Genomic DNA, 19,385 nt, shown 5'->3' with positions numbered 1-19,385 from the left:
GCCGCTATTGGCCACCATGTACCATAATAGGTATGTCAATCGCCCTACTCTGGGGGGATATGGGTGGGTCATCGGTGTCGGACGTGATGACGATGCTCTCGAAGCGGCGGCGCTTCGTCGCCTCGCTGCACGACGCGCCCAGGGAGAAGCCGGCGCTGGCAGAGGACTGCGACGTGGCCCGGTCGACCGTCGACCGGGCGGTCCGCGAACTCGAGGTCGCCGGCCTCGTCGAGCGTGGCTGTGACGGCTACGAACTGACGACCGTCGGCGAGTTGCTGTACGAGCAGTTCCGCGAGTTCGAACGCAAGGCAGACGCCATCTGTTCGGCCGAGGAGATCCTGGCGATGCTGCCCGACGGCGACCTCGTCGACCCGGCGATGCTGGTCGGCGGCGACCTCACCACCGCGGACATCCACGCCCCGGACCGGCCGATGCAGGAGACCGTCGACATGGTCTCCGACGCGGTCCGGGTCCGGGGCGTCTCGCCGGCGGCCCACGGCGCCTACGTCGAGGTCTTCGACGAGCGCATCCACGACTCCGGCATGGCCGTCGAGCTGATCTTCACGCCGGACGTGTACATGGAACTCGCGACGACCTACGCGGAGTACATGGACCGCGAGGTCCCCGAGTACGTCACCTTCTACCAGATCGACGAACTGCCGCCACACGGTATCCTCGTCGTCGAACACGAGGACGGCACCGAGGAGGCGAGCTTCGGGGCCTACACCGACAGCGGCCTGCAGGCGATGGTCCGCAACACCAGCGAGGAGGCGGTCCGGTGGGCGGAGTCCCGGTTCGAGCACTTCCGCGAGCAGGCGACCGCGTTCCAGCTCTAGCTGTAGCTATTTATCCGCCCAGTCCGTGGGTCGGCGCATGTCCACCGACACGCACGTCATCGCCATCTGTGGCAGCCTCAGAGACGGGAGTTACACGCGCAAGGCACTCCGGTACGTCCTCGATTCGGCCGAGGACCGCGGCGCCTCGACCGAACTGGTCGACCTCCGGGAGTACGACCTGCCGGTGTACGACGCCGACGCGGACGACGTGGGCGACGCCGAGAGGCTCGCGGCGACGGTGCGGGACGCCGACGCGGTCGTCCTCGGGACGCCGATGTACCACGGCTCGTACTCCTCGCCGCTGAAGACGGCCCTGGACTACTGTGGCTTCGACGAGTTCGAGGACAAGACGGTGGGCCTGCTCGCGGTCGCGGGCGGGAGCTTCCCGGTGACGGCCCTGGAGCACCTCCGGTCGGTCTGCCGGGCGCTGAACGCGTGGGTCATCCCCCACCAGGCCGTCATCCCGAGCGCCCACAGCGCCTTCGCGGAGGACGAACTGCTCGACGAGGGTCTGGAGCGGCGGGTCCGCACGCTCGGGGAGCGGGCGGTGCAGTACGCGAACATCGAGCCGGACCCGGCCTCTTTCGAGAGCCAGGAGAACGTCGGCGCGGAGTGAGCAGTCAGTCCGACCCCGACTCCAGCGACTCCAGGACGGCCTGCCGGACCGACTTCTCCCCGGGTGCCTGTCGGAGCCCGAACCGCAGTGCGATGGTATGCTCGAGCAGCAGGAAGAGCGCGAGGACCGCCAGCCCGACCACCGCGAGGTAGTCGAGCAGGAGCGCGGGCATGGCGGTCTGGACGGCCACCGGGACCTTCGCCAGCGCGGCCTCGGGTTCGAGGACGAAGACGAGCCAGATGGTCGCACCGACCGCCTCGACGAGGCTGAAGCTCACTGTCCCGACCGCGAAGAGGCGCGAGAGGACGCCCTTCCCCCGGAGCACGTTGTCCTCGACGGTGTGCTGTGGCACGAAGACGACGGCGAGGAAGACACCCGCGAGCGCGATACCCTGCACCCCGCCGACTGTCTGGGCGATGCGGAGCCAGACGACCCAGATGACCGCCTCCGTTATCGAGAACAGCGCGAGCCGGTGGACCGGGATGCGGAGTCGGATACCGTTGACCGTGAGGTCGTTGACGAACCCTTCGAGGAACAGCCCGACGACGAGGGCGGCCCCGGCGAGGATGGCCGGGTCGGGCGCGGTCGCCGGCAGCCGGTCGACGAGCAGCGGTTCTTCGAGCACGAGCGCGAGCCAGAGGCCGAGCGCGACGACCTCGACGACCGTGAACGTGAACAGTCCCCCCAGTAGCCTGAGTGCACGGAATACCCCCATTTCACTGATGAGTACGCCGCGAGCGATGGTAACTATTGACTCTACGTTAGGACGTAACGGCCCCGAAACCCTGGAATTCGCCCGGCTCCGGGAGTCCGGGGCCCCGCCGTCGTTCCGGGAATCAGCAACCCTTTTCCGCCCCCGACCCGGGCACATCACCTATGCACGCCATCACGAACAGTGGGTGGGTGGAGGTCATCACGGGGAGCATGTTCTCCGGGAAGACGGAGGAGATGCTCCGTCGCCTCCGACGCGCCGAGATCGCTGGACAGGAGGTCGCCGTCTTCACACCGGCGCTCGACGACCGCTACGGCGAGGACACCGTCGGCTCGCACGAGGGCCGGTCCTGGGAGGCTATCGCCATCGACTCCGAGGGCGAGGCCGTCTGGGACCTCCTCGACCACCTCAACGGCGAGCAGGTCGTCGCCATCGACGAGGCGAACTTCTTCGATTCCACCCTCGTCGACGTCTGCGAGTACCTCGCCGACGACGGCCGGCGAGTCCTCGTCTCGGGGCTCGACCAGACCTACCGCGGCGAGCCCTTCGACCCCGTGCCCCAGCTGATGGCGATGGCCGAGTACGTCGAGAAGTTCCAGGCCATCTGTGCGAAGTGTGGCGAGCCGGCCACCCGGAACCAGCGACTCGTCGACGGGGACCCGGCCCACGAGGACGACCCCACCATCCTCGTCGGTGCCGACGAGTCCTACGAGGCGCGCTGTCGGAACTGCCACGTCCTCCGGAGCGACTAGATGACGCAGTGGACCGAGAACCCGGAAGGCGGGCGTGACCGCGGACCGGTCGCCCTGGCGCGGGCCTGGGTCGAGGTCGTGGTCCGGCCGACGCGCTTCTTCGAGACGGGCGTCGCCCCCGGCGACCAGGCCCCGGGGCTGGTGTTCGCCATGGTCGTCGTCCTCTTCGAGGAGGCCATCCGGTTCGCGCTGGTCCCCGACGCCTACCCCGTCGTCGCCGGGAGCGAGGCGCTGTCGGCCACGCTCTGGCTGGCGCTCGCCGTGTTGCTGGTGACGCCCGCGGCGCTGCACCTTATCGCGGCGCTGCAGACGCTCATCCTGATGCCACTCGCGAGCAGGCGTGCGGGCGTCAGCGAGACGGTCCAGGTCGTCGGCTACGCCAGCGCGCCCTGCCTGTTCGCCGGGGTTCCGGACCCGCGCCTGCGGGCCCTACTCGGCATCTGGGCGGGGACGCTGCTGGTGCTCGGTCTGATGGTGCGACACGACCTGCACTGGAAGCGCGCCGCGCTCGCCGGTGCGATTCCGGCCAGTCTGGCGTTCGGGCTCGGCTTCCGGGCCTTCGACGCCATCGGCGTGCTGTTGCGGCAGTGGTACATCATCTGAGGCCGCGACCCGAACCGCCGGCTATCGCGGTTCGTGGGTGACGCGGTAGCCCGATGCCGTCTCCTCGACGTCCTCGACCTCGTAGAAGCGTATCTCCTTCTCCTGTTTCGTCACGACCGGGAAGTCGTAGTGTTCGGCCTCGTAGCCGGGCTCGTCGCCGGCGTCGCGGCGTTCGTCGACGAACTCGCGGTGGGCCGTCAGCCGGCGGTCGACGACCGCGGCCGACCGTTCCGGCAGGCCCGTCAGGCGGTCGTCGAACGCGGCCGCCATCCCGGGGTCGAGTTCGTACCCGATGGAGTCCCGGCCGGCGAGCATCGCGGCGAGCGTCGTCGTGCCGGTCCCCCAGAACGGGTCCAGCACGGTGTCGCCGTAGATGGAGTACATGTTGACGAGCCGGTACGGGATGGCCAGGGGATAGGCCGCAGAGCGGTCCCGGACCGCGTCGTCGACGTGGCGGGTCTGGACGGTCCCGGCGATGTCGGTCCAGACGTCGGAGAACCACTCGTTGCGCTCCTCCCAGAAGTACGCGCTCTCGTAGCGGCGCTCGCTGCCGGGTTCGAACCGCCGGGTGTCCTCGCCCTTGCGGAAGACGAGGACGTACTCGTGTTCGAGGGTGACGTAGGCGTTGGTCGGGAGCATCCCCGAGCCCATGAACTTGCTCGCCTTGTTCGTCGGCTTGCGCCAGAGGACGTCCGGCAGGGGGCGAAAGCCGCGGTCCGTGAGGTGTTCGACGATGCGGGCGTGGTTCGGGTACTGCGAGAAGTGGCCGTCGACGCTCCGGGTGGCGTCGCCGACGTTGATGCAGACGATGCCGCCCGGCCGGACGACCCGCGCCAGTTCGTCCCAGACGGCTGCCAGTTCCGCGTGCATCAGGTCGAACGCCCGGTCGCCGTCGCCCGCCGCGAGCGCCTCGCCGATGGCTGGGTTCAGGTCGGCGAAGGCGTCGTCCCACAGCTCTATCATCGGGTAGGGCGGCGACGTGACCACGAGGTCGACCGCTTCGTCGTCGACCGCGGCCATCTCGCGGGCGTCGCCGACCGTACAGACGTGTTGGCTCTCCATCGCGTGGGTCATCTCGCGGTTACACGGTCCGCGACGTAAAGGTGTGCATCCCGACACGGCGCGGGGACGCGTCGGGGTGGAACCGGTATCGGCCGTCGCCGTGCTCCCGGTTCGGGTCACCTACCGGGAGCATCCGTCACGTTAGCGAACAGGCAGGAAAGCTATCATATACCCAATATGCTTATCTCCTCTGCCGGCGTATCTGAGGGTGATAGGATTATGACAATACCGCTGTTTATCGGGGGGATCGGCGGCCCTGAGCTCATCGTCGTCTTCCTGCTCGTGATACTCCTCTTCGGGGCGGACAAGCTTCCGAAGCTGGCGCGCGCGAGCGGTGAGGCAATGGGCGAGTTCCAGAAGGGTCGCGAGGAGATCGAGCGAGAGCTCGAAGAGAGCAAATCGAAGGCCATGGGGACGGAGACGGAGACCGCCGAGGTCGAGACCGAGGACGTCGAGAAAGAGACCGAGACCGACTCGGACGCGTCCCCGGCCTGATTCGAGACGAGCGCTTTTTCGGACGGTATCCGGGACCGGGTATCACCGCACGACTGTATACCAACTCGTCGGTACACGGACGGATGTCACATACTAGAAAGCGACAGGAGCGACCGTCGAGCCTCGTGGTCGAGGACTTCGAGCAGGTGCTCCAGACCTCGCGGACCGCCGACCGGACACCGGGAACCGCGCTGCGGTGGCCCGCGTCGGGCCCCGGCGGTAGGCTCACCGTGTCAGTGCCACTGCTCGCCGTCGGTCCGGACGACCCGGTCGCTCAGTGGTGAGAAGAGTGGCAGGTCCATCGCGTACGCGTCGAGTTCGACGGTGTCGTCGTCGGGTTCCCACGCGATGAGGTCTGCCTTCGCGAGTTCGGGGAGGTGGACCCAGCGAAGCTCGGTGTAGGTGTCGTGGACCCCCCACAGGTTCGACTCCGGCCCTGTCGTGTGCTTGGCGACGTACTCGGCCAGTTCGTCGAGGTCGACCGGCTCCCGGGCCTGTTCGAGATAGGACAGCACGCGTCGTCGCGCCGGCGAGTCGAGCGCGTGCTCGACCGCTTCCCATTCGGCTTCGAGTCCCCCCTCCGTCGACCTGTCCAGCGTCGGCATGCCTCTTCGTTCCGGGCGAATCTGCATTCACACGGTGCTTTGTATGTACAGGCAGCCAAGTGGTACGTGCTAACTACTCACGGGGCTGTGGGGACGTGGGTCAGGCGAGCAGCTCCTCGCCCGCCGCCACGAGCATGTCCGCGACCTCGACGACCTCGTCGGTGTAGACGAACTCGCCGGCGCCGTGGATGTTCTCGCCGTCGGGGCCGACGATGACGGTCGGGAGGTCGGCCCGGTCGCCGAGGTAGTTGAAGTCCCCGACGCTGGCGAAGTAGCCGATCTCGGGGTCCTCGCCGGTCACGTCCCGGGACGCCTGCTGGAGCGCCCCCACGAGGGGGTGGTCCTCGTCGGTCACGTAGGGGCCGTACGTGATGCCGGGGTCGGGTGCCTCGCGGAAGTTCACCTCGACCTCGCTCTCGATGTCGAGGGCCGCGATGGCGTCCTCGGCGTCGGCCCGCACGTCCTCCTCGGTCTCGCCGACGACCACGTGCCTGTCGACCATCAGCCGGGCCTGCTCGGGCACCGAGAGGGTCTGGCTGCCGCCGTCGAGCAGCAGCGGGCAGGTCGAGCCCTCGCCGAGTTTCGGGTGCGAGCCGACCGCCAGGTCGTTCAGCGCGTCGGCGACCTTCCCGGCGTCGACGACCGCGTTCGTGCCCTTGTAGGGCTGCGAGCCGTGGGCGGCCGTGCCCGTGACCGTCACGTCGTAGAGGAACCGGCCGCGGGCCCCGAGCAGGAGTGCCGGGTTCGAGAGGTCCTCCTGGGCGAGGATGGGGCCGGGTTCGGTGACGACCGCCATGTCCACGTCGTCGGTGTAGCCGTCGCGGATGAGCCGGTCGGTCCCGAGGCCGTAGGGGCCCTCCTCGTCCACGACCGCCGTGAGCAACACGTCGCCTTTCAGGTCGCGCTCGGCGAGTTCGGCGAAGGCGACCATGACGGCCGCGAGGCCGCCCTTCATGTCGCACGAGCCCTGGCCGTACAGTCTCCCGTCCTCGATGCGGCCCGAGCAGGGGTCCTCCTCCCACGCCTCGACGAGTTTCACCGTGTCCATGTGGGCGTTGAGCAGGAGCGTCGGGGCCTCGGGGTCACTGCCCTCTAACCGGGCGACGACGTTGTCGCCCTCGTACTCGGTGATGTCCGGCTCCGAGACGTGGTGGTACTCGGGCTCCAGCCCGCGCTCGTCGAGCCACCCGTGGACGAACTCGGCGCACTCGTGCTCCTCGAAGTACGGACTGGGGATCTGCACGAGGTCCTGCAGCAGGTCGATGGTCTCCCCGGGGTCGACGGACGCCTCAGTCATCGGTCACCCCGCTGACGTTCGGGTCGTGCTCCTTCGACGGGACGCCCGGCAGCGTGTCGAGGATGGCCTCGACGTCGGTGTCGTCCGCCTGTCCGCGGGAGTAGTAGTAGTAGAAGATGGCACCACCGACGAGCATCCACGGGACGTAGACGGTCATCGAGCCCTTGTACGCCTGGGTGATGAGCGCGCCAGCCCCGAGGGAGGCCAGCAGCCCGCTGGCGTACAGCCCGAGACCGAGGTCGAAGCCGGCCTCCTCGGCGAGGTCGGGCCGCTTCGCCAGCACGTACAGCATCGTGATGGAGACGGTACAGTACGCGATGAGGTAGCTGAACGTCGCGATGGCGAGCGCCTGGCTCAGCCCCGTGCTCCAGAACGTCAGGGCCGAGGCGACGACGTACAGCGTGAACAGCGAGTAGTGCGGCGTCCCGAACCGGTCGCTGGTGGCGACGAACTGCTTCGGGAACACCTCGTCCCACGCCCAGGAGTACGGCATCTTGATGCCGGCGGCCATGACGGCGTGGACGCTGGAGGCGGTCGCGAGCAGCCCACCGAAGGCGACGACCGCGGTCCCGATGTCACCGAGGAACGCCTCGGCGGCGGTCGCCAGGGGGCGCTCGGAGCCCGCGAGGACGGTGTAGTCGCCGACGACGCCGTAGATGACGGCGGCGGTCCAGACGTACAGCACGATGAGGATGGCCGTCCCGCCGGCCATCGCGAGCGGGAGGTTCCGGGACGGGTTCTTCACCTCGGCGCCCATCTGGCCCGCGACCGCGATGCCGATGTACGCGTAGAACAGCGGGACCGCGGCGGCGACGAACCCGTCGAAGCCGCCGGTGAAGAACGGCTGGTAGTTCGTCGCGTCGACGCTCGCCGACCCGGGGACGACGAGCACGAGGATGGACAGCATCAGGACGCCGAAGATGACGTTCTGGGAGACGCTGTACCCCTTCGAGCCGACGAGGTTGACGAGGAACAGGACGGTGAGCAGGCCGAACCCGGCGAGTGCGGGGTCGACCGCCGGGTAGAACACCTGCAGGTACGACCCGAACCCGATGGCGAGGACGGCGTCGGCTGCCATGTACCCGAGCCACTTCGACCACGTCACCAGGAAGCCCGGCAGCCGACTGTCGAACGTCCGCGAGATGTAGGCGTAGGACCCGGCGGCGCCCGGGAAGATGGTCGCCATCCAGGAGTAGTTCGTCGCGATGCTCATCGCGAGGATGCCGGAGACGATGACGACGAGGACGACGCTCGGCCCGGTCGTCTTCGACGCGGTGCCGAGCGTGACGAACAGGCCGGCGCCGAGTGTGCCGGCCACGACGGTGCTTATCGCCCCGAACAATCCGATGTCGCGCGAGAGACTGTTGTCGTCTCGCTGCTGTGCGGATGACATACACTGTCATGTGGTAATATTCGGCATATGCCCGGTACCTAGGATGAGAGGGGCGCCCCGGACGGCGACCCACGACCCGGCTGCCCGGCCGGCAGCTGCGCCGGTTCAGCCGCCCAGGAGCTTCGCCTCGGCCTTGCGCAGGTGTTCGAGCAGTGTCGCCTTCGACACGTCGAGTTCGTCGGCGAGGTCGCCGGCGCTGACCTCGCGCGGCCAGCTGTAGTACCCCTCGGTACGGGCGAGTTCGTACACCTCGCGCTGGCGCTCGGAGAGGTCGTCCGTCTGGAACATGCCCGTCCCCGACGAGGGGGCGGTGATGAGTTCGACGCGCACGTCGGCGTCCATCGCCTCGCGGACCTCCTCGATGCGCTCGTGGACGGTCGCGCGGGACTCGTTCACCAGGACGGTCCAGTACTCGCGCCCGTCGAACATCCGGACCGGCTCGTCCGGGATGAACCCGCGGGCCACGAGCGCGTCGTTGATGCTGTTCTCGATGTCGTACTCGACGACGATGCCCCGGCTGGCGTTCCCGTCCACGAGGTCGGGGTACGACCCGTGGGCGTCGGTCTCCCAGACCGAGTCCGTGAGGTCGTTGGCGTCGATCGCGGCGAGCAACTCGTCGACCGCCGCGGTCGTGTCGCCGTAGGCCGTGAACCGGCCGGTCGCCTGCCCCTCGATGGTGTGGACCCCGTGGCCGAGGAGCCCACCGTCTGTCGCGTCGGTCACCTGGAGCGTCCAGCACCGCGGATGCCAGATGTCCAGTGTCACCCGGACACCGGTGTCGTTCCCTGCCGCTGCCTCCGACCCTCGACTGCCCATGTGTCCAGTGCTCTCTGTGCAACGGGAAAAGGCTACCTTCCATGAGAGGGAGGGGTGCTAAGCGGGGCGAAACTGTCACCCAGTCGCATGGACTTACGGAGCGACTTCGACGTGCCGGCCCCGGCCATCGTGCTCGCCGAGGGCGAGTTCGGCACGCCGCACGGCAAGACGGCCAACGGGGTCGTCATGCACAGCGAACTGTTCGATGCCCGGGTCGTCGTGGACTCGACGCGCGCCGGCCAGCAGACCGGCGAGGTCCTCGGGCGTGACGACGTGCCAGAGGTCCCCATCGTCGCCTCGGTCGAAGACGCCCTGGAGCACGCCCCGGAGGCTGGCGCACTCGTCATCGGCGTCGCGCCGGCCGGCGGGCAACTGCCGGAGGCGTGGGTCGACGACATCGAGGACGCCATCCGCGCGGGCTGTGACGTGGTCTCCGGCCTGCACACGTTCCTCTCGGACGACCCCGACTGGCAGGCCCTCGCCGAGGACCACGGCGTCTCGCTCTACGACGTGCGCAAGTCCCCGCCCGCCTCGGACCTGCGCGTCGGTGACGGCAGGGTCGACGACGTGGACGCCGACGTGGTGCTCACGATGGGGACCGACTGCGCCGTCGGCAAGCGCACGACGACCTTCGAACTGTACCGGGCGGCCCGCGAGGCGGGCCTGGACGCGGGCTGGGTCGCGACGGGCCAGACCGGCGTCATGGTCGGCGCCCACCGCGGCGTCGTCGTCGACCGCGTGCCCGCGGACTTCACCTCCGGCGTCGTCGAGGACATGGTCTGTGCGGTCGCCGCGGACCACGACCTCGTCTTCGTCGAGGGCCAGGCCGCGCTCTCCCATCGCGCCTACGCCGGCGTCACGATGGGGCTACTGCAGGGCGCGTGGCCCGACGCCGTCGTCCTCGTGGACGAGCCGGCCCGCGAGCGCCGCGAGGACTTCGAGCAGTTCCCGGTCCCGTCGGTCGCTGACGAGGCCGAGCGCATCGAGTCGCTGTCGGACGCGACCGTCGCCGCCGTCTCGACGTGGGGCGACCCGGCCGAGCTCGACTACGCGGTCCCGGCTGCGAACGTCTACCACGAGGGCGGCCCGAAGGCCCTTCTCGACGCCGTGCGAGAGGTCCTGTGATGCGAATCGAACGCGTCTCCGTCGAACCGCTGGACCTGCCCCTCCGCGAGCCCTTCGAGATCGCCCTGGGAACCCAGCACGCGGCGGAGAACGTCGCGGTCTTCGTGGAGACGGAGAACTGCGTCGTCGGCGTCGGCGACTGCAACCCGGACCCACACGTCACCGGGGAGACCCGCGAGGCCGCCCTCGCGACGGCCCGGGCCGCGGGCGACCTCGTCGAGGGCGAGTCCGTCGCCGACTACCGGACCCTCGTCTCTCGGATTCGCCGGACGTTCCCCGGCATGGTCTCGGCCACGTTCGCGCTGGAGACCGCCATCCTCGACGCCTACTGCCGCGAACGCGAGCTACCCCTGTCTGAACTGCTCGGCGGCGCGCCCGGGGCGGTCCAGACCGACCTGACCATCGGCATCTGCGAGCCCGACGAGGCCGGGCGCCGGGCCGCGAGAGCGGTCACGGAGGGGTTCTCGGCGCTGAAGGTGAAGGTCGGGACCGACGTCCACCGGGACGTCGAGCGCGTCGTCGCTGTCGCCGACGAGGCCCCAGGGGCGACGCTCACGGTCGACGCCAACCAGGGCTGGACGCCGAAGGAGTCGGCCCGCTTCGTCGACCGCCTCGGAGAGCGCGGCGTCACCATCGACCTGGTCGAACAGCCCGTCCCGGCCGACGACGTGGCCGGACTGGCGCGCACCCGCGACCGGCTCCCGGTCCCGGTCGCCGCCGACGAGAGCCTCTTCTCGCCCGCCGACGCGGTCCGGCTCGTCCGCGAGGAGGCGGCCGACGTGTTCACCGTGAAACTGGGCAAGTCGGGCGTCCTCGGGGCCGCCGACATCGCCGGCATCGCCAGGGCCGCGAACGTGGACCTGATGGTCGGCTGTATGCTCGAGAGCGCGGTCGGCATCCGGACGAGCGCCCACGTCGTCTCGGGGTTCGGCGGCTTCTCGCACGTCGACCTCGACGGGAACCAGTTGCTGGAGACGGACGTGGTCGAGCGCGACCGCGGCCCCGAGATTCCGGTGACCGGCCCGGGCCACGGTGTGGACCCGGCCAGCGTCCAGTAACCTACTCGACCAGTTCGAACCCCTCGACCGTCCGGTCCCCGTCGCGGAACTGCTCCAGGTAGTACCGGACCCCCGGCTGGTGGGCTGCACCGACCACCAGCCGGACCTCCGTCGCCTCCTCGTTGTGGTAGACCGCGTAGTCGGCCATGCGCTCGTTGCGGGCGTGGGTCACCAGCTCCAGCTCCGGGTCGTGCCGGCGCAACCACTCGCGTTCGAGAGGCTGTGGGAGGAACGCCGTCTCGTAGTAGCGCTGGAGGTCGGCGAGCCGGGTCGGGTCCGTCGCGGCCTGCCGGTTCTTCCGGAACGCCTCGAACCCCGCTCCCGTCCCGAGGTCCTCGTGGCTCAAGAGGAACTCGGAGGCCACGTCGCCGAGCGCCCGCCGGAAGTCAGCCCCGTCCCGCCCCCCGTGGTCGTGGATGAGTTCGAACGTCGCCGCCCGGAACCGGTCCGCCAGCGACTGGAGTTCGGCCCGCACCCGGTCGAACGTGAGGGGCAGGAGGTCGTCCGCGTGGGAGTCGAGGCCGCGGGCGGCGCACTCGGCCATCGCCCACCGGTAGTCGTCCATCTCGCAGACGCCGAGGTCGGCGAAGTAGAGCTGGCGGACGCCCTGCTCGCAGTAGACGACCGCGCCGTCCTCGACCGCCGGGGCGATGTGCTCGCGCAGGTAGGCCCGTTCCGCCTCCGTCCCGGCGTGGGTGATGCCGTGGACGTGGAAGTCGTGGCCGGCGACCGTGACGCGGGTCCCGGGCAGCCCCGACGACCCCTCGCGGGTCGCCAGTTCGCGTGCCCGGAGGGTCGTCCACTCGTCCTTCGCCGCGAAGTACGCCTCGTGTTCGTCGGCTGCGCCGGTGAGCCGTCGGAGGTCGGCGAGGCTGTCACAGCCGCGGATCGCCGCCAGTCGCTCCCGGTCGCGTGGGCCGAGGCGCGGCTCGGTGCCGTCGTCGCTCCCCTGGGCCATCAGCGTCTCTAGCGGGCAGGTGCTCTTAACCGTGTGGGTGTCTGGCACGGTGGGTGCCGGGGTACACTCGCCACCGCGTCGCCGGGCGTTTCTTGACCCCACCGGTCGTAGCCGAGCTGGAAGATGTCCGTCGGGTCCCCCACACAGTTGAGCGAACCGGTCGTGCTCTCGCACGCGAAGCGGTCGCTGTTCCCCGAGCGCGAGGAGGCCGAGGCCTACGCCGTCGTCGACACCCAGTTCACGATGGACGCGTGGCGCGAGGACGAACCGGTCGACCCAGCCACCCGCGACGCCCTCTCGCCGTTCAACCACGTGCGCGTCGGCTCGGGCTATCCCGACCTCGTCGGCGTCGGCCCACTGGACGAGGCGCTCGTCTCCGGCCTCGACGACGAGACGCGGACGCCCCTGGTCGCGGTCGAGGCGAAGGGCTACCGCGGCGACGGCCGGGTCGACACCGAGCGCGGCGTCGTCCAGGCGCACGACCGCCTGACCGACGCGAACGTGGCCTACCTCGCGGCCCCGACCGCGGCCATCACCACGGGGACCCAGATGCTCGCCCGCGACCTCAACGTCGGCGTGCTCGGGGTCGACGCCGACGGGAACGTCACCCCGCTGGAGGTGCCCCACGTCGTCGGCGCGCAGTCGACCAGTGCCACGACCGCCCTGCGGTTCCAGGCGACCGCCCAGGGCGTCGCCGACCAGTCCTTCGACCTCAACCACCCGAAGAACTACCTCGCGTACCCGCTGGCGGTCCACCTCGACGGCCCGACAGACGACCTGGTGGCCGAACACGTCGTCGGCGCCACCGACGGGGCACGCCGGGGCGCCGCGTTCCTCGGACTGGTCGAGCAACCTGCTGGCGCGCCAGAGCCGGAGCTGACACCGCTCGGCGCGGAGGTCGTCCGGTTCGCCATGCGGGAGTACGGCGACGTGGGTGACGCACTCCGGGCCTTCGCCGACTGGAAGCGCTCGCGCAAGCGGTTCACCGCGGTCGCTCCGCGCTGGGCCCAGCTCGCCCGCCAGGTCGTCTTCGAGTACCCGGCGACGAGCCTGCTCGTCACCGAACTCCAGCGGCTGCACGACGACGGTGTCCGGAAGCCGACGCTCCGCCAGCTCGTGCGCGACGTGTACGAGCGACACCCCTCCTTCGCAGTCGAACTGTTCGTGAGCAGCCGGGACGAGGCGCGCCGCCGCGTCCTCCGCGACGACGGGACGCTGGTCGAGGACGCCCTCGCCGACGGCTCGGTCTACCAGTCCGGCACGACCTTCCAGCTGAAGGCGATGCTCTATCACGCCGGTATCGTCACCGAGCGTGGGACCGAACCGTGCAACCTCGACCCGACCGCGGACGTGTGGGCGCTGGCCAACCCGCTCTGAGTGACTCACCCTCGACACGTTGCCGAAACGTATATTCGTGCAAGCCCACACTTCCACCCATGAGTGATGCGTCGGGGCTCGCAGTCGGCGACACGGCCCCCGAGTTCGTCGCCCCCCTCGTCCGACCCGGCGGCGGGACCGAACAGACCCGCCTCTCGACCCTCCTGGACGAGGCACCCGTACTGCTGTGTTTCTACACGAACGACTTCACGCCGGACTGCACCGGCGAGTGGTGCGAGTTCCGCGACTACGACTGGTTCGACGACGCCGAGGGCAACGTCCAGATCGTCGGCGCGAGCAAGTCCCGCCCGCTGACGCACAAGACCTTCATGTCGACGTTCGGGCTGGACTTCCCCCTCATCTCCGACCCCGAACTCGACCTCGCCGAGGCGTTCGACGTGAAGTACCGCACGTTCAAACTGTTCCCCCGGTCGAAACGGTCGTGCTTCCTCATCGACCGCGACCGTACCGTCCGCTACAAGTGGGTCGGCGAGCACCCGCTGGACCCGACGATGGACACTCCCCCGGTCGAGGAGGTCTACCGGGCGGTCCGGCAGGAACTGGAGGACGCCGAGTTGCAGCCGCGACCCGCCGAGGAACGCGAGGGCTTCGGCGACGACGACTGGAGTTTCTGAGCCGCCGGCCGACCGAAAGTGGGTCGGATTCGGGTAACAGTTAGGCAAACTATATTTATGGTTCGCTAACTCGATAGGAAGTAATGAGCGCACAGCCGACCGTCACCGTCGAGGTCACCCCACGTCAGGACGTGGTCCTCAAGACCATGTTCTCGGGACTCATCGCCGGCCTGCTCCTCGTGCTCGCACCGTTCGTGCTCTCGCTGTCGCCACTCGCCATCGGCACGAGCCTCGAACTCACCACCGCCGTCTCGAACCCGTGGGTCTGGCACCTGGTGTTCTCCGCCCTGTTCGGCGGCGTCTTCGGCGTCCTCGTCCACTCGCGCCCGCTGTGGCACTACGGTCGCGGCTTCCTCGGCCCCGTGGTCGGCCTGGTCTTCGGCGTCCTCTCCTGGGGCGCGGCGTACGCCCTCATCGAACCCCTCTGGCTCGTCAGTCACGGTGTGACGTCGATGGCCATCTTCCCGGTGTACAGCGAGCTCTCGCTGGTGACCTACGCGGTCTGGGGGACGCTCGTCGGGCTGGTGTCGAACGTCGTTCCCTGACCGCCGTCCTGCTGCCGCTGTCGCTCTCTCTGTCTCCACCCGGCACGGCGCTACCGAACGTACAGTACCGACGCGTTCGTCGTCGTGGTGTTCGTCTGTGCGGTCGTGGTCGTCGCAGTTGTCGTAGTTGTCGTGGTAGTCTGGGCAGTTGTCGACTGCGTGGTGGTGTTCTGTGTGGTGGTGTTCTGCGTGGTGGTCGTCTGTGTAGTGGTCGACTGCGTGGTGGTGTTCTGTGTGGTGGTGTTCTGCGTGGTGGTCGTCTGTGTAGTGGTCGTCTGCGTGGTGGTGTTCTGTGTGGTGGTCGTCTGCGTGGTGGTGTTCTGTGTGGTGGTCGTCTGCGTGGTGGTGTTCTGCGTGGTGGTCGTCTGGGAGGTGGTCACGTTCGTCGTCGTGTCTGTCGCGTTCCCGGTCGTCGAGGTGGTCTCGTCCTCTGCGGATGCCCCCTCGATGGAGACGTTCACCGAGACCGGTTCGGAGTCGCTCAGCGCCCCGTAGGTCTGGTAGCCGCCGACGAGTGCGAGGCCGAGGAGCGCCACCAGGAGCAGGGCTATCCGGACCTGTCGGGGTGGTGTTCGGTCCGTCATCGACCATCCACCTCGCTGGGGTCGGGCGACCCGTCTGAACCACGCGGTTCCCAGAGGTCCCCCGGGTCGTCGGTGGGGCCATTGCCGTTCGGACTGGACCACTGCGGCTCTGGCCAGTCGATGTCGGGTGCCTGCCCGGGCTCCCAGGCGACCGGTTCGAGTCCGGTGTCGAACTCGAACTCCGTGGCGCGCTCGCCAAGGTCGACCCGGGCGGGCGGCAGGGTCGGGTCCTCGTCGTCCCCGTCCCCCGCCGTCGCGGTCCCGTCGTCGTCGGACCCACCCGTCACCACGACGAAGCCCGCGAACAGGAGGCCGGCGGCCGACGCGACCGCGAGGGCGACCGAGACCGGGTCCAGTCGCTGGTAGGCCATCCAGCCGCTGTAGGGTGCATAGAGTGCGAACAGGAGCAGGCTCAGGCGGAAGTCCCGCTGGCTCAGCGTGATCGTCGCTGGCCCGTCATCAGCGTCGTCGTCTGGCTCCTCCCGTGGCCCGCCCATCGCTCCGGGTTCGTTCTCCTGCCCCACCGACTCGGCGTCGGACGCTACAGCGTCGGGCTCCTCCGTCCCGCCCTCGTCGTCGGGTCCGTCACGTATCGCGGCCGCCGCGGTCCAGAGCTCGGTGACGACCAGCAGTGCGAGCGGCCCGGCCACCAGGAGGCCGAAGCCGGTCGTCGTGTTCGCGAAGCCGACCACGTGCCCCACGTACGGGAGGACGTACTCGACCTCCCCGACGATCTGCTCGGCCTGTACCGGTGCCCTGTCAGGGTCCTCGTTCGCATCGCCCTTCGTCAGGAACTGCAGACCATCCTCGCGGGGCTGGACCTCGACGATGCGGTGCGTTGTCGGCGTCCCGTTCTGGCCGAAGGTGATCACGTCGCCGGACTCGAGGCGCTCGGGGTCGACCTCGGTCACGACCACGGCATCGCCCGGACTCATCGTCGGCTCCATGCTCCCCGAGAGGACGACGAAACTGTGGTCCGCGCCCACGACCTGCGGGACGCTGTAGACGACGAACGGCACCAGTACGGCCAGGACGACGAGGAAGGCGAGGATTCGCAGCGCCCGGAGCCACCGTGGACGGCTCATGGCTGTCCCCTCCGGTCGGATCGCTGTGTCAGTCGGTACATTGTCGTGCGGTGAATTCGAGGGTCATCGTCTGTGAGTCGGTCGGCGCGTCCGGTGGAACCGACAGGGTGAGTTCGGTCATCCGAGGCCGGTCGGTCGGACCGCATCGCCCGAGGTCGAGCGTCGTCGGCAGGGCCGTCGCCTCCAACTGCTTCGCGATGGTCTCCAGTCCGTCTGCCTTCGGTCCCCGGTGTCGGACCTCGATGGTCGCCCCGGTCTCGGCCATCGCGTCGCCACGAACCTCGAGGCCGGTCTCGGCCGCCATGTTCGTCTGGAGCGCGACCGTGAGGGTGCGCTCGGTCCCGGCGGTGACCGTCAGCGACGGGTCGACCGTCCCGGCGTCGGCGTAGGTCGAGGGGAACGGGCCGTCGGTCTGCGGTGGGTCGACCTCGCCGGCGTCGGTCCGACAGGCGACCTGCAGGTCGAGTTCGCTGGCCTGGATGAGGTTCCCCTCGAAGCTCTCGTCGTCGGTCAGCAGGGCGTGCGTCCCGGCACCGCCGACCAGACCGACGGTGCAGAGCACGCCCGCTGCGCCGAGCAACTGGCGGCGTGAGAGCTCCTCACCGGTCATCACGAACCCACCCCCGTCGATCCGTGTCGTCGCGTCGGTCGGACGGTCCCCTGAGCATCGTCAGGTCGTTCGAACGGCAGCCCCATAACTAGCCCTCGCATACCACACATCGGGGCCCACACGGGCCAGAGACGGTGGCATGCGGCCGTTCCCTGCGAGACGACGGTCGATAACCGGTGGCTATAAACTGTTTTCACCCACGTTTCCAGTTGTCGAGCCTGGTCGGCGCCGGGTCGGTGGGTTCGCTGTGGGTGCGGGTGCAGCCGGTGCGGTCGGTGTGAGGTCACGGACGGGCGAGAGCGGTTCCTCCCGGTGGTCGGTGGCGGGTCCGTGCCCCGCCGGTGTGTCGAACTGGATCGCATACGTCGCTACTCCCACCGGCGGAATCGAACCGCCGCTACCCCTGCCGGTCGGGGTGGGGCCGCTGGCCACCGTGGGTATCGTTCCCCACTTCGCTGTCGTGGGCTGCTGGTCGTCGCGGCCGGTCGAGCGGCTGCGGACCGTCGGGCTCGCCCGGGAGTCTCACCCGTTGGTCCCGCTGGTCGTCGTGGCCATACCACTCCCGTCGTTGTGGCGGCACTGCTCCGTGTAGAACCCGAGGTCGAACGACACGCCGTCTGTCTGGACCTCGTCTCCCGTATCGGCCGGCAACCACCACTCGAAGCCGATGTAGGCCGTCGTCGAGTTCTGGAAGCACTCCCGTCCGGGGTCACCTTCCGGGGTCGGGACGGTATCCGTGGTACAGCAGACCCCGAGGTTGCTGATACCGGCCGGCTGGCCGGATGCGGTATCGGGTGTCGAGAAGACGACCTCGTCGAGGACGACGCCCGGGGCCGGCCAGACGTACAGTTTCTCGCCCTGGTTCCCACCCTTGAGGCTCACGATGCGGACCGGGAAGTCCGACGAGAGGGTGATCGAGCCCGCGCCGATGTCCACGCTGTCGACGGTCAACGACCCACCACAGGCCGGATACTCGGTCTTGCTCGCGAGGGTGTCGGCCTCGATAGACGTCCCGACCAGGTCGTCGATGTCCAGGGTCTCCGCGTAGTCCGCACAGGTCAGGTTCCGGGCACCCTTGGTCGCGAACGGTTCCTCGGTGGTCAGGTACGTCGTCGCACCGTCGTCGGTCGAGACGACCGTCGCACCCGCGGGGGCCGTCGGCTCCGTCCCGGTGCTGTCCGTGACGGGTTCGGCGTCGAGTGGGTACATCCCCGCTTCAAGGAGGGTGAGAACGTTGCGGAGCGACCCGGTCAACGGGAGCACCTGCTCGCCATCCTGGAGCCGGTTGTCGCCCTCGCCAGCATCCTTGTCTTCGAAGTCGGCGCCGTAGACCCCGTCTGGGCCCGTGTCGTACCACATCGCTGCCCGGAGTTCGTCCAGGAGTTCGACCGTATCCGAGGCGCTGTCCTCTGAGGCGGGCCGTGCCTCGGTCTCCTCCTCGCCGTCGGCCGCCGCCTCGGGCTCTGTCACTCCGTTCTCTGCTGCGTCCCGGAGTGTGCCGGTCAGCCAGACGTACCCCGGATTGCCACAGAGGTGCAGACTGAAGGTCACCTCACCGAAGTCGCCGGGCTTGACGTCCGAGACGTTCACCAGTGGGTCGCCGGCGGCCGTGGTCTGTGGGTTCGGTTCCTCCCCGAAGGTTCCCCGCGTCCGGAACGGGTGGGCGAGAACGCCCTCGCCGCCGTCCAGGTCGGCCGGCAGGTCACACAGCGTGCTGTCGTCCGCCAGCTCGGCCTGCCGGGCGTCGTACGCCTCGGCCGTCGAGAGCACGTCCGGGAACGCCTCGATGGCCGTGTTCGCGAGGAGCTGGTCCGGGTCGCTGACGAACACCGACTGCTCGGCCGGCGGCGCCGCCGACGGGAATCCGACCAGCCCGTCCCCGGGTTCCGACGCGACGGTGTCGATACCCTCGCCCTCGTCCGCCGACCAGTCCGAGTAGTGCTCCGTCCAGTCGACCTTGAGGTCCAGCTCGCCGGCGACCAGCCGGTTCGCCTCGTACGATTCCCTGTCGCTGAAGTAGGCGCTCGTCCCGAAGCCGACGCCTACCGACGCGACACCGGCCGTCCCGAGTGCCGCGAGCGCTTTCCGTCGTGAAAGTTCGAGGTCCTCCCCTGACATCGTTCTCCCCCTCCCCGGGGATGACCCACCGGCGGAATCGAACCGCCGAGACGCGTCTGCCGCGCCGCGAGTCCCGGACGGGCCGGGCGTTCGCGTGCCGTCG

The 19,385-nt window shown here is 69.2% G+C and carries 21 protein-coding genes; 11 read left to right on the top strand and 10 right to left on the bottom strand.

What is annotated here, in order from left to right:
• Positions 1-59: 59 nt before the first annotated feature.
• Together NOV86_RS05240 and NOV86_RS05235 are read left to right on the top strand one after the other, a co-directional pair.
• Positions 60-836 (top strand): helix-turn-helix transcriptional regulator, encoded by a 777-nt coding sequence (locus NOV86_RS05240; protein ID WP_267640209.1) that lies wholly within the window; start codon positions 60-62, stop codon positions 834-836.
• 37 nt (positions 837-873) lie between these two features.
• Positions 874-1,452, top strand: a complete 579-nt coding sequence (locus NOV86_RS05235; protein ID WP_267640208.1) for an NADPH-dependent FMN reductase — start codon at positions 874-876, stop codon at positions 1,450-1,452.
• A 4-nt stretch (positions 1,453-1,456) separates the two neighbouring features.
• Here NOV86_RS05235 and NOV86_RS05230 read toward each other — a convergent pair whose 3' ends face one another.
• Positions 1,457-2,167, bottom strand: a complete 711-nt coding sequence (locus tag NOV86_RS05230; RefSeq protein ID WP_267640206.1) for a hypothetical protein — start codon at positions 2,165-2,167, stop codon at positions 1,457-1,459.
• A 161-nt stretch (positions 2,168-2,328) separates the two neighbouring features.
• On the opposite strand from NOV86_RS05230, the gene NOV86_RS05225 reads away from it, so the two are divergent.
• Both NOV86_RS05225 and NOV86_RS05220 read left to right on the top strand, forming a co-directional pair.
• The gene (locus NOV86_RS05225; RefSeq protein WP_267640205.1) at positions 2,329-2,916 is read left to right on the top strand and encodes a thymidine kinase; all 588 of its coding nucleotides are present in this window, start codon (positions 2,329-2,331) and stop codon (positions 2,914-2,916) included.
• Positions 2,917-3,519 carry a YIP1 family protein gene (locus NOV86_RS05220; protein WP_267640204.1) on the top strand — a complete coding sequence of 201 codons (603 nt, stop codon included), beginning with the start codon at positions 2,917-2,919 and terminating at the stop codon, positions 3,517-3,519.
• 21 nt (positions 3,520-3,540) lie between these two features.
• Here the strand turns inward: NOV86_RS05220 and NOV86_RS05215 are convergent, their stop codons facing one another.
• On the bottom strand, positions 3,541-4,581 hold the full coding sequence (locus NOV86_RS05215) for a DNA-methyltransferase (protein WP_267641709.1): 1,041 nt from the start codon (positions 4,579-4,581) through the stop codon (positions 3,541-3,543).
• Positions 4,582-4,800: 219 nt separating this feature from the next.
• Between NOV86_RS05215 and NOV86_RS05210 the strand changes: the two genes are divergently transcribed.
• Positions 4,801-5,076 (top strand): Sec-independent protein translocase subunit TatA/TatB, encoded by a 276-nt coding sequence (locus tag NOV86_RS05210; RefSeq protein WP_267640203.1) that lies wholly within the window; start codon positions 4,801-4,803, stop codon positions 5,074-5,076.
• A gap of 233 nt (positions 5,077-5,309) precedes the next feature.
• Here the strand turns inward: NOV86_RS05210 and NOV86_RS05205 are convergent, their stop codons facing one another.
• From NOV86_RS05205 to NOV86_RS05190, 4 genes are all read right to left on the bottom strand, one after another.
• Positions 5,310-5,681: a DUF7344 domain-containing protein gene (locus NOV86_RS05205; protein ID WP_267640201.1), complete on the bottom strand. Its 372-nt coding sequence runs from the start codon at positions 5,679-5,681 to the stop codon at positions 5,310-5,312.
• Between the two features lie 100 nt (positions 5,682-5,781).
• Positions 5,782-6,978, bottom strand: a complete 1,197-nt coding sequence (locus NOV86_RS05200; RefSeq protein WP_267640200.1) for a M20 family metallopeptidase — start codon at positions 6,976-6,978, stop codon at positions 5,782-5,784.
• Positions 6,971-8,371: an APC family permease gene (locus NOV86_RS05195; RefSeq protein WP_267640199.1), complete on the bottom strand. Its 1,401-nt coding sequence runs from the start codon at positions 8,369-8,371 to the stop codon at positions 6,971-6,973. Before NOV86_RS05195 ends, NOV86_RS05200 begins: the two co-directional genes overlap by 8 nt.
• A 105-nt stretch (positions 8,372-8,476) precedes the next feature.
• Positions 8,477-9,187 (bottom strand): helix-turn-helix domain-containing protein, encoded by a 711-nt coding sequence (locus tag NOV86_RS05190; protein ID WP_267640198.1) that lies wholly within the window; start codon positions 9,185-9,187, stop codon positions 8,477-8,479.
• 87 nt (positions 9,188-9,274) lie between these two features.
• Between NOV86_RS05190 and NOV86_RS05185 the strand changes: the two genes are divergently transcribed.
• Positions 9,275-10,312: an N-acetyltransferase DgcN family protein gene (locus tag NOV86_RS05185; protein ID WP_267640197.1), complete on the top strand. Its 1,038-nt coding sequence runs from the start codon at positions 9,275-9,277 to the stop codon at positions 10,310-10,312.
• Positions 10,312-11,370 carry a dipeptide epimerase gene (locus tag NOV86_RS05180; protein WP_267640196.1) on the top strand — a complete coding sequence of 353 codons (1,059 nt, stop codon included), beginning with the start codon at positions 10,312-10,314 and terminating at the stop codon, positions 11,368-11,370. Before NOV86_RS05185 ends, NOV86_RS05180 begins: the two co-directional genes overlap by 1 nt.
• Position 11,371: 1 nt before the next feature.
• Here NOV86_RS05180 and NOV86_RS05175 read toward each other — a convergent pair whose 3' ends face one another.
• Complete coding sequence (locus tag NOV86_RS05175) at positions 11,372-12,328, bottom strand: hypothetical protein (RefSeq protein WP_267640195.1); 957 nt, start codon at positions 12,326-12,328, stop codon at positions 11,372-11,374.
• Positions 12,329-12,451: 123 nt separating this feature from the next.
• Here NOV86_RS05175 and NOV86_RS05170 point away from each other — a divergent pair, with 123 nt between their 5' ends.
• The 4 genes from NOV86_RS05170 (at position 12,452) to NOV86_RS05155 (ending at position 15,380) form a co-directional block, all read left to right on the top strand.
• On the top strand, positions 12,452-13,705 hold the full coding sequence (locus NOV86_RS05170) for a hypothetical protein (protein WP_267640194.1): 1,254 nt from the start codon (positions 12,452-12,454) through the stop codon (positions 13,703-13,705).
• 59 nt (positions 13,706-13,764) lie between these two features.
• Complete coding sequence (locus NOV86_RS05165) at positions 13,765-14,340, top strand: peroxiredoxin (protein WP_267640192.1); 576 nt, start codon at positions 13,765-13,767, stop codon at positions 14,338-14,340.
• Between the two features lie 83 nt (positions 14,341-14,423).
• On the top strand, positions 14,424-14,885 hold the full coding sequence (locus NOV86_RS05160; RefSeq protein WP_267640191.1) for a hypothetical protein: 462 nt from the start codon (positions 14,424-14,426) through the stop codon (positions 14,883-14,885).
• 84 nt (positions 14,886-14,969) lie between these two features.
• Positions 14,970-15,380, top strand: a complete 411-nt coding sequence (locus NOV86_RS05155) for a hypothetical protein (RefSeq protein ID WP_267640190.1) — start codon at positions 14,970-14,972, stop codon at positions 15,378-15,380.
• Between the two features lie 85 nt (positions 15,381-15,465).
• On the opposite strand, the gene NOV86_RS05150 is transcribed toward NOV86_RS05155, so the two are convergent.
• The 3 genes from NOV86_RS05150 to NOV86_RS05140 all read right to left on the bottom strand — a co-directional run bounded on the left by NOV86_RS05150 (position 15,466) and on the right by NOV86_RS05140 (position 19,282).
• Positions 15,466-16,554 carry a signal peptidase I gene (locus tag NOV86_RS05150; RefSeq protein WP_267640189.1) on the bottom strand — a complete coding sequence of 363 codons (1,089 nt, stop codon included), beginning with the start codon at positions 16,552-16,554 and terminating at the stop codon, positions 15,466-15,468.
• Between the two features lie 28 nt (positions 16,555-16,582).
• Positions 16,583-17,164 (bottom strand): SipW-dependent-type signal peptide-containing protein, encoded by a 582-nt coding sequence (locus NOV86_RS05145; protein ID WP_267640188.1) that lies wholly within the window; start codon positions 17,162-17,164, stop codon positions 16,583-16,585.
• A gap of 522 nt (positions 17,165-17,686) precedes the next feature.
• The gene (locus tag NOV86_RS05140; RefSeq protein WP_267640187.1) at positions 17,687-19,282 is read right to left on the bottom strand and encodes a SipW-dependent-type signal peptide-containing protein; all 1,596 of its coding nucleotides are present in this window, start codon (positions 19,280-19,282) and stop codon (positions 17,687-17,689) included.
• Positions 19,283-19,385 lie beyond the last annotated feature (103 nt).

The sequence above is a fragment of the Haloarchaeobius amylolyticus genome, assembly GCF_026616195.1.
GTDB classification, from domain to species: Archaea; Halobacteriota; Halobacteria; order Halobacteriales; family Natrialbaceae; genus Haloarchaeobius; species Haloarchaeobius amylolyticus.
This window is presented reverse-complemented; position numbering and strand designations above follow the sequence as displayed.

What these genes read in the sequence shown, in the direction of transcription:
- NOV86_RS05240 (WP_267640209.1), top strand. Translation starts at nt 60, where the DNA reads ATGGGTGGGTCATCGGTGTCGGACGTGATGACGATGCTCTCGAAGCGG.
- NOV86_RS05235 (WP_267640208.1), top strand. Translation starts at nt 874, where the DNA reads ATGTCCACCGACACGCACGTCATCGCCATCTGTGGCAGCCTCAGAGAC.
- NOV86_RS05230 (WP_267640206.1), bottom strand. Translation starts at nt 2,167, where the DNA reads ATGGGGGTATTCCGTGCACTCAGGCTACTGGGGGGACTGTTCACGTTC.
- NOV86_RS05225 (WP_267640205.1), top strand. Translation starts at nt 2,329, where the DNA reads ATGCACGCCATCACGAACAGTGGGTGGGTGGAGGTCATCACGGGGAGC.
- NOV86_RS05220 (WP_267640204.1), top strand. Translation starts at nt 2,917, where the DNA reads ATGACGCAGTGGACCGAGAACCCGGAAGGCGGGCGTGACCGCGGACCG.
- NOV86_RS05215 (WP_267641709.1), bottom strand. Translation starts at nt 4,581, where the DNA reads ATGGAGAGCCAACACGTCTGTACGGTCGGCGACGCCCGCGAGATGGCC.
- NOV86_RS05210 (WP_267640203.1), top strand. Translation starts at nt 4,801, where the DNA reads ATGACAATACCGCTGTTTATCGGGGGGATCGGCGGCCCTGAGCTCATC.
- NOV86_RS05205 (WP_267640201.1), bottom strand. Translation starts at nt 5,681, where the DNA reads ATGCCGACGCTGGACAGGTCGACGGAGGGGGGACTCGAAGCCGAATGG.
- NOV86_RS05200 (WP_267640200.1), bottom strand. Translation starts at nt 6,978, where the DNA reads ATGACTGAGGCGTCCGTCGACCCCGGGGAGACCATCGACCTGCTGCAG.
- NOV86_RS05195 (WP_267640199.1), bottom strand. Translation starts at nt 8,371, where the DNA reads ATGTCATCCGCACAGCAGCGAGACGACAACAGTCTCTCGCGCGACATC.
- NOV86_RS05190 (WP_267640198.1), bottom strand. Translation starts at nt 9,187, where the DNA reads ATGGGCAGTCGAGGGTCGGAGGCAGCGGCAGGGAACGACACCGGTGTC.
- NOV86_RS05185 (WP_267640197.1), top strand. Translation starts at nt 9,275, where the DNA reads ATGGACTTACGGAGCGACTTCGACGTGCCGGCCCCGGCCATCGTGCTC.
- NOV86_RS05180 (WP_267640196.1), top strand. Translation starts at nt 10,312, where the DNA reads ATGCGAATCGAACGCGTCTCCGTCGAACCGCTGGACCTGCCCCTCCGC.
- NOV86_RS05175 (WP_267640195.1), bottom strand. Translation starts at nt 12,328, where the DNA reads ATGGCCCAGGGGAGCGACGACGGCACCGAGCCGCGCCTCGGCCCACGC.
- NOV86_RS05170 (WP_267640194.1), top strand. Translation starts at nt 12,452, where the DNA reads ATGTCCGTCGGGTCCCCCACACAGTTGAGCGAACCGGTCGTGCTCTCG.
- NOV86_RS05165 (WP_267640192.1), top strand. Translation starts at nt 13,765, where the DNA reads ATGAGTGATGCGTCGGGGCTCGCAGTCGGCGACACGGCCCCCGAGTTC.
- NOV86_RS05160 (WP_267640191.1), top strand. Translation starts at nt 14,424, where the DNA reads ATGAGCGCACAGCCGACCGTCACCGTCGAGGTCACCCCACGTCAGGAC.
- NOV86_RS05150 (WP_267640189.1), bottom strand. Translation starts at nt 16,554, where the DNA reads ATGAGCCGTCCACGGTGGCTCCGGGCGCTGCGAATCCTCGCCTTCCTC.
- NOV86_RS05145 (WP_267640188.1), bottom strand. Translation starts at nt 17,164, where the DNA reads ATGACCGGTGAGGAGCTCTCACGCCGCCAGTTGCTCGGCGCAGCGGGC.
- NOV86_RS05140 (WP_267640187.1), bottom strand. Translation starts at nt 19,282, where the DNA reads ATGTCAGGGGAGGACCTCGAACTTTCACGACGGAAAGCGCTCGCGGCA.